This is a genomic window from Curvivirga aplysinae (genome assembly GCF_009711445.1).
Lineage (GTDB): Bacteria > Pseudomonadota > Alphaproteobacteria > UBA8366 > Aestuariispiraceae > Curvivirga > Curvivirga aplysinae.
The window spans coordinates 1-12137 of the sequence record NZ_SMMC01000176.1 but is presented as its reverse complement, the minus strand read 5'-3'; the positions used below and the strand labels follow the sequence as shown (position 1 = coordinate 12137).

The 12137-nt window shown below is 40.5% G+C and carries 12 protein-coding genes; 9 read left to right on the top strand and 3 right to left on the bottom strand.

The window, feature by feature from the left end:
- Nucleotides 1–38: 38 nt before the first annotated feature.
- Nucleotides 39–821, bottom strand: a complete 783-nt coding sequence (locus E1160_RS08850) for a sterol desaturase family protein (protein WP_155154789.1) — start codon at nucleotides 819–821, stop codon at nucleotides 39–41.
- 173 nt (nucleotides 822–994) lie between these two features.
- Here E1160_RS08850 and E1160_RS08845 point away from each other — a divergent pair, with 173 nt between their 5' ends.
- Both E1160_RS08845 and xth read left to right on the top strand, forming a co-directional pair.
- Nucleotides 995–1762, top strand: coding sequence for a gamma-glutamyl-gamma-aminobutyrate hydrolase family protein (locus E1160_RS08845; protein ID WP_155154788.1), 768 nt, complete (start codon nucleotides 995–997; stop codon nucleotides 1760–1762).
- Between the two features lie 146 nt (nucleotides 1763–1908).
- Nucleotides 1909–2700: an exodeoxyribonuclease III gene (gene xth, locus E1160_RS08840; RefSeq protein WP_155154787.1), complete on the top strand. Its 792-nt coding sequence runs from the start codon at nucleotides 1909–1911 to the stop codon at nucleotides 2698–2700.
- A gap of 23 nt (nucleotides 2701–2723) precedes the next feature.
- On the opposite strand, the gene E1160_RS08835 is transcribed toward xth, so the two are convergent.
- Complete coding sequence (locus E1160_RS08835; RefSeq protein WP_155154786.1) at nucleotides 2724–4235, bottom strand: penicillin-binding protein activator; 1512 nt, start codon at nucleotides 4233–4235, stop codon at nucleotides 2724–2726.
- A 120-nt stretch (nucleotides 4236–4355) separates the two neighbouring features.
- Here E1160_RS08835 and rsmI point away from each other — a divergent pair, with 120 nt between their 5' ends.
- The 4 genes from rsmI to gshB all read left to right on the top strand — a co-directional run bounded on the left by rsmI (nucleotide 4356) and on the right by gshB (nucleotide 7472).
- The gene (rsmI, locus tag E1160_RS08830) at nucleotides 4356–5252 is read left to right on the top strand and encodes a 16S rRNA (cytidine(1402)-2'-O)-methyltransferase (RefSeq protein ID WP_155154785.1); all 897 of its coding nucleotides are present in this window, start codon (nucleotides 4356–4358) and stop codon (nucleotides 5250–5252) included.
- The gene (locus tag E1160_RS08825) at nucleotides 5245–5619 is read left to right on the top strand and encodes a YraN family protein (protein WP_155154784.1); all 375 of its coding nucleotides are present in this window, start codon (nucleotides 5245–5247) and stop codon (nucleotides 5617–5619) included. Before rsmI ends, E1160_RS08825 begins: the two co-directional genes overlap by 8 nt.
- A gap of 108 nt (nucleotides 5620–5727) precedes the next feature.
- Nucleotides 5728–6384 carry a BON domain-containing protein gene (locus E1160_RS08820; RefSeq protein ID WP_155154783.1) on the top strand — a complete coding sequence of 219 codons (657 nt, stop codon included), beginning with the start codon at nucleotides 5728–5730 and terminating at the stop codon, nucleotides 6382–6384.
- A 149-nt stretch (nucleotides 6385–6533) separates the two neighbouring features.
- Nucleotides 6534–7472, top strand: a complete 939-nt coding sequence (gene gshB / locus E1160_RS08815; RefSeq protein WP_155154782.1) for a glutathione synthase — start codon at nucleotides 6534–6536, stop codon at nucleotides 7470–7472.
- A 14-nt stretch (nucleotides 7473–7486) separates the two neighbouring features.
- On the opposite strand, the gene E1160_RS08810 is transcribed toward gshB, so the two are convergent.
- Nucleotides 7487–7996, bottom strand: a complete 510-nt coding sequence (locus tag E1160_RS08810; RefSeq protein ID WP_218048801.1) for a MarR family winged helix-turn-helix transcriptional regulator — start codon at nucleotides 7994–7996, stop codon at nucleotides 7487–7489.
- A gap of 124 nt (nucleotides 7997–8120) precedes the next feature.
- On the opposite strand from E1160_RS08810, the gene E1160_RS08805 reads away from it, so the two are divergent.
- The 3 genes from E1160_RS08805 to E1160_RS08795 all read left to right on the top strand — a co-directional run.
- Entirely contained in the window at nucleotides 8121–8540 is a 420-nt protein-coding gene (locus tag E1160_RS08805; protein ID WP_155154780.1) for a PACE efflux transporter, read from the top strand.
- Between the two features lie 39 nt (nucleotides 8541–8579).
- Nucleotides 8580–10019, top strand: a complete 1440-nt coding sequence (locus E1160_RS08800) for a class I adenylate-forming enzyme family protein (RefSeq protein ID WP_155154779.1) — start codon at nucleotides 8580–8582, stop codon at nucleotides 10017–10019.
- 136 nt (nucleotides 10020–10155) lie between these two features.
- Nucleotides 10156–12137: adenylate/guanylate cyclase domain-containing protein (locus E1160_RS08795; protein WP_155154778.1), on the top strand; the 1982-nt coding region annotated here is incomplete at its 3' end.

The following is a 12137-nucleotide window of genomic DNA, read 5'->3' as shown; positions in this document are numbered from 1 at the left end:
TAATTTACTGAAAGAACCATAAAATCAATCAATAAAACTTATGGAGCATCAATCGGACGTATAATGAGCTGCAAGAAGTTTTTCTCCTTTCGGCCAACTACACCCATTTTCATATCAACGGTCCGGTTATTTTTTGCCCGCGATCTAAACAGGCGATCCCAAATAGTAAGTAAATTTCCATAATGACTGTCTGTATCCGCACGCATTGCATGATGATGCATCCAGTGCCAATTCGGTGTCACAATGATCTTTGAAATAGCCCTATCAACCTGATCTGAAATCCGAATATTTGAATGATGAAAAATTGAACAGACCAAAACCACCGTTTCAAAAATTAATACAGATGCGAGTGGGATATCCATCACCAAAATAACCCCACCACGCACCAGCGCGGACAGGATAACTTCGCCAAAATGAAATCTGGTGGCTGAAGTCACATCTAAAAACTCATCTAAATGATGAACTTCATGGAAACGCCATAGAAATGGCACCACATGATTAAGTCGATGCCACCAATAGATAAAGAAATCCAATATCAATAGATCAAAAAGAATGGTCCATGTTTGATCCCAGAAAGCCGCCCCAAATTCACTACGCCAGTTAAATCCGGCTTCGCTCGCCCATAGGGTCACAGGAATCACAATAAGCGGGGAAATCACAAAGTTGATCCCAACCAACCCAAAATTTCGGCCCCATCTTTTGAAACGTGCAAATCCTTGAAATGGGGAACGGGCTTTAGGCGCAACAACTTCGATAGAAAAAAACAAGGCTGCCCATACAGCAAGGATAGCAATTTTGTAGTTTAACAATTCATACAACATGAAACATATCCTGAAATTTTCTTATCATTCTATGGATGATTTTTGCCTATTAGGAAAATCACTTGAACCTTCGCATGTCTTGCAGGAACAGCGCAAGCATCGTATATTACAAAAAGTGATCACATTTTTGCGATGATCAGGATTTAAGATAGAAGCATAATAATAGGTGCCTTATGACAACAGCAACTTTACCTTTAATCGGTGTCACAGGGGATACCCTTCCAGGCGGTGAATCCGTTTTTTATAAAGTAGGCGATAAATACATCCTCAGTGTTGTTGAAGCGGCAGGATGTCTGGCCGTTATGATCCCGCCTATTGCAGATAGATTACATATGGAAGCATTGCTGGATAAGCTGGATGGTGTGGTATTCACTGGAAGTCCAGCTAATATCGAACCTCATCATTATGGTGCCGAAAGCCAACAAACCGAAGATCAATTGGATCGTGGTCGGGATGCAACCAATCTACCGCTTCTACGTAAAGTCCTAGATCGCGGCATGCCTGTTTTCTGTATCTGTCGTGGTCATCAAGAATTAAATGTAATCCATGGCGGCACTATGCATCAATATGTTCATGACATTGAAGGTAATAACGACCATCGTGCCGATACCTCCATTCCTTTTGATGATCGCTACACCCCGAAACATCCAATTAAAATTCAACCCGGGGGCATTTTAGAAAAACTAAATGGCGGTTTGGATGATGTATGGGTAAATACGGTCCATGAACAAGCAGTTGATAAACTTGGTGAAGGATTACAAGTTGAAGCAACAGCAGAAGATGGTGTGATCGAAGCTATCAGTGTTAAAGATTATCCAAATTTCATGGTTTCTGTTCAGTGGCATCCGGAACATGTACGTGCACTGGAAGTACCTCTTAACAGACAAATGTTTGAAGCATTCGGTGACGCAGCACGTGATTGGATGACCAAACGCGGCTAACAAACAAAAACATTCCGATATCAAAACATAAATAACCACGGAAAATCTGTTTTTCTGTGGTAACTGTGATATCCGTCCTTGTTGAGCGTTTAGAACGCCTCTATGCTGATTGAAAGTCATTATGAATTCATCAGAAAGTCGATCACATGCGTTTGGTAACCTGGAATATTAACTCTATCCGTCAACGTCTTCATTTACTTAGACAATTAGATGATGAATATAATCCGGATGTAGTTTGTTTTCAGGAAACAAAAGCACAAAATACCGACTTCCCTATGGAAGATATAAAAGCTTTAGGCTTTCCACATGTCTATATTGTAGGCATGAAAGGCTATAACGGCGTGGCGATTTGTTCAAAGCTTCCATTGGAAAATGAAACGCAAAAAGACTGGGTTGGAAAATCTGATTGTCGCCATCAATCGGTCACGCTTCCAAATGGAATTGAGGTACATAACTTTTATGTGCCTGCGGGTGGTGACGAGCCCAATCCGGAAGCCAATGAGAAATTTGATCATAAACTAAAATTCCTTGCGGAAATGACCGATTGGTTCCCTGCTGAGAAAGATAACTCTAAACCTATGATATTAGTAGGTGATTTAAATATTGCTCCGCTTGAAGAAGATGTTTGGAGCCATAAACAACTCTTAAAAGTCGTCAGTCATACGCCGATAGAAGTTGAAGCCTTGAATAAGGTTATGGACGCCTTTGGCTGGGTTGACGCCATGCGTCAAATCATCCCAACGCCCGAAAAACTTTACAGCTGGTGGAGCTATCGTTCCCGTGACTGGCGCAAGGCCAATAAAGGTCGACGCCTTGATCATATCTGGATCACTGAGCCGTTGAAAGACAAGGTCAAAGACTTGAAAGTAATCGTGGATGCGCGTGGCTGGGAAAAGCCATCTGATCACGCCCCGGTTTTAATTGAACTGGAAGATTAAGAGATTAAATACAATCTATTGATTTAATTTGTTAATAACTGATCAAAATTTTTAGGCGGCGGTGCTATGACTTCCGCCTTTTTTCTGTTTATTTGCTTTACTGCTAACAGGCGTTCTGCATATCCAAAACTACTCAATCGGAATAACCCGCGTACACCTTGATAACCACGATTATATTCCAAACGCGCTTGGCTGAAATCTGGGCGATAGTCACGTCCTGCAAGAATTGAGGTCAAAGCAACAGCTTCATAGGCAACCGAAGCCAAGTTTAAAGGAATTTCATTATAGAATTTCTTATAATGTTTCGCAAAGCGGTTCCAACCCGTATCAGGATAAGACGCATACCATGATCCCACCAATGGTGGTTCATTAGATAAGTTACCCATATCATCCCAAGCTGAAAGCCCTAGAAAACGTACTGTTGGCTGATCAACTTCATATTGGGATAATTGTGCTGAAATGGTTCGTAAGGTGAATTGATCCAAAGCGGCCACCAAAATCGCTTGATAATTCACATCACCGATAGTTTCTCTTAGTTTCAACTGCTTTAAGGCAGCCTGTGCAACTTCATCGTCACGCTCTTCCAGCTCTTCCACTTTTCTAAGCCATTCATTGTGACGATTTCGGTAATTTGCCAGATCACGGGTCAGGTCCGTAAAATCAGTTGCAGTTGGGTCATAATATTCAACACGCTTTAAAGTAATACCTAGGATCTCCGCATAAGACTGCGCTGTTTCCACCACAATCTGCCCATAAATATTATTTGGCACCAAAACTACATAGTCACGTAATCCTTGCTGACTCGCATATTCCAAAACCTTTTCGACTTCGAAACGAGGGGAATTTCCAAGGATATAAACACCGTTTCCAGCCGCATCCAGACGATTGTTAAAACTCATCATCGGAATATTTTCGCGTTTGGCGACAATGGAAGCCGCTTGTACATTATCACTCAACAAAGGCCCAAGAATAACATCTGCACCCTCAGATATTGCCTGTTCCGCGACTTGGGCTGTGGATTGCATATTTCCTTTTGTATCATATGGGATCAGCTCAATTGTTGGATTACCTTGATCAAATAAGGCAAGCAAAGCTGCATCATTCAAGGTTTTTGCCGCATTACGCAAACCTTCATCCGGTGCTGAAAGGGGCAGTAAAAGAGCAATTTTTGTTCTTTCTGTATTGGCTGGCAAAGCGTCCTCATTCACAATGACGCCTTGATTTGATTGACCATTTGCCTCATCTAATTCTGCCTGCAATTCTTCGTCGGAAAGAGACAATTCATTATCTTCAGATGTCTCTAAATTTCCTTCAGTTTTTGGCAATCCCTCCATATCAGGTCCAACAGGTGGCAAACCATCTTCATTATCCGTCTGCCCGGACCCGAATAAGGTGACAGTAATTTCATCCTGTTTCTGATTTTGTGACGGTTTTGCACATGCTGTCACAAGCGCCATAACCCCCAAAGCTAACAAAACGGGCTTCGCCATTTGCAATGCATATGTGAATTTAAAATTATTATTTTCAGTTTTCATCACGTTTATTTGCCTTACGCGGACTTATACCATCGCCAGAAGCTGCGAATTACTTTATGTTGACCCCAATCAAACTTTTCACTCACCTGTCCAGATTTATTGGCTAATAAAGATCTAAAAATGAACCAGCAAAAAGAAGACTATACCGACTTTAAGGCGGAATTAGGGCCAAGTAAACAACACAAAAGTAAAATTCAAGCAGGTCTTTATGTTGTCGCCACACCAATTGGAAATTTGCGCGATATTACATTACGTGCTCTGGATGTTTTAGAAGCTGCTGATTTGGTTCTTTGTGAAGATACACGTATCACCAAACGCCTGTTGCAGGCCTATAATCTGAATAAGCCCCTTCTCGCTTACCATGATCATAATGCCGATAAAATGCGTCCAAAAATTATGGAAGCCTTGGAAGCTGGTCAAATCGTGGCCCAAGCATCAGATGCAGGTACCCCTTTGGTCTCTGATCCAGGCTATAAACTGGTGCGTGATTGCATTGAAGAAGGGCATAAGGTTTACCCAATCCCCGGCGCATCTGCCCCCTTAACGGCCCTAGCTGCAGCTGGCCTACCGAGCGATCGTTTCTTATTCATTGGCTTTCTACCTACCAAGAAAAAAGCAAAAACAGAATTTCTGGCTCAAGAGAGTAAATCAGGCGCTACTTTGATTTGTTTCGAAAGCCCCAAACGTCTGACCTCTACTTTATCAGACATCGCTGAAATCTGGCCGGATCGGCAAATTGTTGTCGCCCGAGAATTAACAAAAATGTTTGAAGAGTTTAAAAGAGGCACTGCGCAAGAAGTCTCCAATTACTATATCGAGAACGGCAATCCAAAAGGTGAGATCGTTTTGCTACTGGAACCAGCCAAACAAACAGAAGCAAGCGAAGCAGATATAGACATCATGTTACAAGAGGCGTTAAAATCCAATTCGGTACGCGATGCTGCAACAATTGTGGCAGAAGCAACGAGTCTTCCAAGAAAACAAATCTATAAAAGAGCATTAGATTTAAATGGTTAAACTGTTAAATAAAAGTCACGTTAAAGGAAAGATAGCTGAACGAAAAGCACGTCTCTGGCTGCATTTAAAAGGTTATAAAGTCTTAGAATATAATTATACAACACCTGTAGGCGAAATTGATATATTAGCTCGAAAAGGCGACAGCCTAATAGCGGTAGAAGTCAAAGCGCGTCAAACCGAGGATGAAGCGAAAAACGCAATTCAACAAAAACAATGGGAACGTATTGCCCGTGCCGTAACTTTCTATCAAAGTAAACATCCAGAAGTCGTGGCTTGTGACATTCAATTTGATGCTATTTTCGTGATTCCGATGAGAATGACCCCTCTCCATGTTAAAAACGCATGGAATCCACCCACAAGCCTTTAAATACCTCAAAATTGCCATATTTCAGGTCTAGTCCATGGAGGCGAAGCTGCTTATACTTAATTGTATAAGGGATATTCTCGGAAATTGTTTATAAGTCAGGTTATATTGGTGTTACTTACAAAAAAATTTAAAAAAATTATTGCAGCCCCTCTAATTCTTGCATCTGCACTCACATTATCTGCTTGCGATCCTGTCAGCCTTGCGATTGGCGCCGGAGCAGCAGCAGGATCAATGGCTTTAGAAGAACGTGGGTTTGAACAAGCCGTTATAGATCGCGATACGTCCTACAATATTTCGCAAGCTCTAAGCAAACACGGCGGGGCAAAATATATTAATGTCAGTGTAAATGTGATCGAAGGGCGTACATTATTAACAGGCACAGTAAGTGATCGCCAATTACGCCTTGATGCCATTGAACTTGCGTGGAAAGTTGATGGTGTAGAAGAAGTATTTAATGAAATTCAAGTTACAGATGACGGTGGCTTTATTGATCTTTCCCGCGATCTTTTAATCAAGAGCAATCTATCATCCGCGATTACATTTGATGATAAAATCCACGCAGTTAACTATAATACATCTGTTGTAAATGGGACTGTATATCTATTTGGTATTGCTCAAAATGATGCAGAGATTGACCAACTAATAGCACAAACGAAACAAATATCATATGTGCGCCGGGTCATTCCGATCGTTCAGCTAAAAGACGATCCTGCACGCCTTGATTGGTTAAATAAGCAAAAAGAGAAATCAAAAACTAATTCATAAAAACATGATGTTTATCTAGTAGTTACGTGAAATAGCTGAAGAACAGGAACAAGAATAATTCCTGTTCTTTTTTATTTAGGGATTGTAGTTTACCCTAAGCCACATTATCTGGCTGCAAAGATCACAATTCAAATTGGAAAGATAAAGTCATGACAAAGACTGTTGCCCTGCAAATGGATCATATCGCAAGTATCGACATCAAAGGCGATAGTAGTTTTGTATTAGGCCTAGAAGCCCAAAAACGCGGCTATAAACTTTATCATTACCATCCAAATGACTTAAGTTTCCAAAATGGTATCGTTTCTGCCCATGCCGAAGAAATGACCCTTCGTTATAAGGAAGGTAATCATTATGATCTGGGCACCTCAGAAAAGGTGAATTTAGCCAATGTGGATGTGATCCTGATGCGTCAGGACCCCCCTTTTGATATGAGTTATATCACGGCCACCCATCTACTTGATCATATTCATCCAGATACATTGGTGGTAAATGATCCAACCTCTGTACGAAATGCGCCAGAAAAGCTTTTGGTAACTCATTTTCCGGATTTGATGCCAGAAACTCTCATTACCCGCAATGAAAGCGATATCAAAGCTTTCCGTGCAGAATATAAAGATATCATTGTCAAACCTCTATTTGGCAATGGCGGGGCTGGCGTCTTCCATCTGAAACCAGAAGATGAAAATTTAGCCTCTCTGCTAGAAATGTTCTTTGAGAAAAACAGAGAACCATTGATGATCCAGCGCTTTATGCCAGAAGTACGTGCAGGTGATAAACGTATCATCCTCGTAGATGGCAAAGCTGTTGGGGCGATCAATCGTGTGCCAGCCGCTGGTGAAGCACGTTCTAACATGCATGTAGGTGGTAAACCTGTTAAATCCGAACTTACCAAGCGCGAGCATGAAATTTGCGAAGCTATTGGCCCGACTTTACGCGAACAGGGCCTGATTTTCACAGGCATTGATGTGATTGGGGATTATCTCACAGAAATCAATGTAACCTCCCCAACAGGATTACAGGAAATCAACCGATATGATGATACCTGTCTGGAAGCTGTGATCTGGGATGCAATCGAAGAAAAGCTGTAAATAAAATTGCAGCTCTATAAATTTCTTGTACCTTCAAGTTTCTGCACAAGTAATCGTAATAACTTGTTCAAATTCTTAATTTCCTCATCATTCAAGGCATTGGTGAAAAAGGCTTTATCACCCTGACAAACGGCCTCCATCACCTCTTCAGCTTTGGTGATACCAGTGGCGGTCAATTGCACAAGCTTGCTTCGCTTGTCATCCAGATTATCGATACGGGAAATATACCCGTCATCTTCAAGGCTTTTTAGAACCTTGGTCATCCCACCAGAACTACAAAGAACCGATTTATATAAATCAGTCGGACTTACCTGATGTGGTGCAGGGTAAGATCGCAAAGTCACCAAAACCTCAAAAGCCAGATGGGAAATATCCAATGAATGGATCGTTTGGTTTGTGGCTTCGGTCATAATATCGTTTAAGCGCATCAAGGTCACAACAGCTTCAGATTCAGGCAAAGCCATTTCCGGCCAGTTTTCCTCATAACGTTTTAAAGTAGATTGTAGGGAATATTTTTCTTCCATATTCATCTCAGTAAGTCGTGTTGATATATAAATCTAGCAAAAATCTACATTCTTGACAATTTATCTTGCAAGAAAGATAAAATCTTTATATATCTTTCTGGAAAGATAGTTTTGGTGATAAGCAATGCGCACTTTAGGCGATCGAATTAGACATACTGTATTCTTTGAAATCATAGGCATTCTTTGTACGGCTGTTGGCGGGTCCCTAATCACAGGTCATTCCGTCGAAGAAATGGGCATGCTGGGTATTATCTTTAGTTTGCTCGCAATGGTTTGGAATTTTAGCTATAACTGGATGGTTGATATTTGGGATTTAAAGTATCGAAATGCAGCCCCCCGTGGTGTTTTATTTCGAACAATCCATGCCATTTTCTTTGAAGCAGGCATGCTTATCGCCGGGATATTCATTGTCGCACATTTCCTAAATATCAGCTATTTGGACGCGCTTATTTTAGATATCGGTTTCTCTGTCTTCTTCTTAATATACGCTTTTTGTTATAATTGGGCGTACGACCTTATCTTCCCGGTTCCCAAGCCAGCCTAATTTTCCTATACTTACACACATAACTTCAGGATATGTGATGTGACGCAAACGCTTGATCGTTTATTTGACCATGCAGAAACGCAACCAAATGCCGTTGCGGTCGTTGATGGTGGTCACGCGATTACTTATGCACAATTTGCCAAAAACCTTTGTCAATTTATAGAAGCCTTAAAAAGATATAATCTCGCAAAAGGGGATATGGTCGCTGTTGAATGGTTTCGCCTCTATCCCCATTGGTTATTTTTATTGGCCTGCGAAGCTTTGGGATATCGCTGCCTTTCCTTTGGTCGAGATGATATGGAAAGCGTCGAGCCTTTCTTAAGGGTTCACGCAAAGCTGGTAATTGCGTCCTCTCCTATTCCAGATGTGAAAGAAGAGAATATTTTTCTTTTTACTGCCGAAAAATTTAACCATATTACTCAGTCAGAAATCAATTATCAGAAGCCTGTTTCTATTTTAGGCCCTCACGATCCGATGCGCTTACAATGCAGCTCAGGCACCACTGGTAAACCTAAATTTATGGAACGTAATCTGGTTCTGCATAATTTTCGGATCAATCAGTTACAAGAAAAAGATCAGTATCGGAAAGATAGTCGATTGCTGCTCGCTTATAACTTTGCCGTTCAAGCAAATTACGGACGGGCCACAGCTTGTCTGGAGGCAGGTGGCTGTACCATTCATCCGGAATCTCAATCGGTTATTGAAAATCTAATTAAATATAGCGCAACACATATCACGCTACTTCCCACAACCCTGCGTCAGCTATTGGATCTTCTGCCAAAAGATTTTAAACACCCCAAAGACTTCACTTTATCTACTTTCGGAGGTCGAATTCCAGCTCACCTCAGACAACAGGCCATAGAAAAACTCGCAGATAAAATCGTCGAAAGTTATGGGACGAATGAAACCGGCTCTATCTGCACGATGATTGATGGTGAATTAGGGTATATCCTACCTAATGTGGAAGTCGAAGTGGTTGATGATTACGATCAACCGGTTTTAAATCAAACGGGCCGCATTCGTATTCGGGGACAGGGTTTGGTGGATGGATATCTGGATGATCTCGTAAATACAGCAGAAAAATTTAAAGAAGGCTGGTTTTACCCGGGAGATGTCGGCTTAAAACCTGATGAACAACATCTTAGATTACAAGGCCGTTCAGATGACCTCATAAATATCGGGGGAGTCAAAAAACTGATCCCTGAATTAGAAGAATTTATACGCCCAAAGATACATGTAGAAGATTTCTGCATATGTGAGACCAAAAGCCATAAAAATGAACAGCTTATCTGGCTTTGCATTGTTCCAAACAAACAAACAAATATTGATGAGATTAAAGCTATTGTCGCCCCCCTTACACAGAATACTTTAGGCAAAATTATTTTAAAGTCAGTGAATAAAATTCCTCGCACCTCAACCAATAAAATCAAGCGCCAGGAACTGGCTGAGTTCCTATCAAAAGAAAATATCCAGAATTAATCTTCGCTATTCCCATCTCTATATAATCAACCTATAGTAAATATTAGGATCAACTTATAAGATATCTAATGATTGGTAGATCATCTTTCATCGAGGTTGATCCAACCATTTGAATTATCAAAGGGGGGAGCACAAGATGAACTTTAAGAAGATACCATTTTCTGTATCTATATTGATCTTATTCACTAGTTTAATTTTATCAATGTCGATTGCATTGATAATCTCTGGCACACAGACAAGCTTGGCCATTCGTGAAAAATTTACTCTTCAGCTCGTGGATGAGTTTCAAAATGCCTTGAAGCGCGAGTTTCAGATCAAACTGGATAACGCTGATGCCATTCAATATGAAATGGTTCATTCACCCGATACGCTTGCATATCAACATAATGAAACAAGTGATATAACGTCTATTCTACGTTCTTTATCCGCATTTTATCGGCTGTTACCTGGAAGCCTTTCAGCTTATGTCGGATTAGAAGATGGTCGATTAATATTGTTACAAGAGCTGGAAACAGCCCTTAAATTTCAAAATTATCAAATCGAAAAGAACATCCCAGCAGAGACTGTTTATCGATTAAGACATATAAATTTTGTTGCAAATCAAAAAGTTGAAGATATTGCATTTTTAGATAAAAATTTTGAAACCCTAATGCAATACAGAAGCTATGATCCCACTTATGATCCAATCAAACGACCATGGTATAAGGCAGCAATAGAGGCGCAGAATACTGTGCTAGGTAAACCTTACAAGTTTTCAGACACAGATTACACCGGCCTCACAATCAGTCGGCCGTTGAGGGATCAGAAAGGCGTTGTCGGCTTAGATGTTGCCATCGAATTAACAGACCAAGCATTGGATGAACATAAACTAAGCCCTTCAGCCACAAATTTCATCTTTATGTCCGATGGGACTATTATCAGTCATCCGAGACGGAACAATCTCAGCGAGATCGATAAACAACTCATCGCAATTAGTCTTGAAAATTTGGATACTAGTAAAGAAAAGATATCAATTCAAAGTCGTATAAAAGACATTGGCGACTTCCAAATCTTTCTCGCCCCCAATTTTATGAATAAATATAGCGAACATCACTTAGCGGTCATCGCACCTGTTTCCGAATTGAATGCAGAGACTGATAAACTGCGGATACAATCAATTTCGGTTTTTATTGTCATCTTAACAATTGGGCTTTTTGTAATTTTTTATGCTGCCAAACAAGTTTCAAAATCAATTGGCGTACTTTCTGAAAAATCACAGAAAATTGGTCAATTTGATTTAGATGAAAGCTTTGCAATTTCCACAAGGATTAAGGAACTTAACCAACTTTCAGAAACCTTGGAACAAATGCGGTCAGGCCTTCAAGAATTTGGTCGATATGTCCCGCGCCAGTTGGTAAAGCAAATCGTTCAAAATGACACAAAGCTGGATTTGATGGGTGAAACACGTGAAATCACAGCCCTTTTTACGGATATTGAAAGCTTTACTTCTATTTCAGAAAGTCTGCCACCGGATGCTTTGCTAAGTCAGACATCTGAATATTTTGAGATATTCGCCCCGATTATCGATAAACATCATGGGATCATTGATAAATATATTGGTGACTCTGTGATGGCATTTTGGAATGCGCCAGAAAAACAAAATGATCATGCTTATCATGCCTGCCTTGCAGCCTTAGAAGTTAAAAAGGCCCTTAAAATCTTTAATAAAAGGATGAAAGAAGAAGGCAAACCAGCCTTTAATACACGTATAGGCCTTCATACAGGCCCGTCCATTGTCGGAAATGTCGGAGCGGAGGATCGAAAGAACTTCACGATCTTTGGCTCTACCGTCAATCTAGCCTCCAGACTTGAAGGGATGAATAAGCGTTATAACAGCAACCTGCTTGTAAGTGATTCAGTATATGAGAAAATTAAAGGCAGATTACTTTGCCGACCTTTAGAAAAAGTATTTGCCAAAGGAAGTAGCGAAGCCGTAACCGTTTATGAAGTTTTAGGAAGTAACTGCCACGAAAATATCGATAAAGTTTGCCGTCTAAGTCATAAATCCTTTGAAGAATTCTATGCAGGAAATATCACATCAGCCATAGATTTATTAAAGGAAATCATTATATTATATCC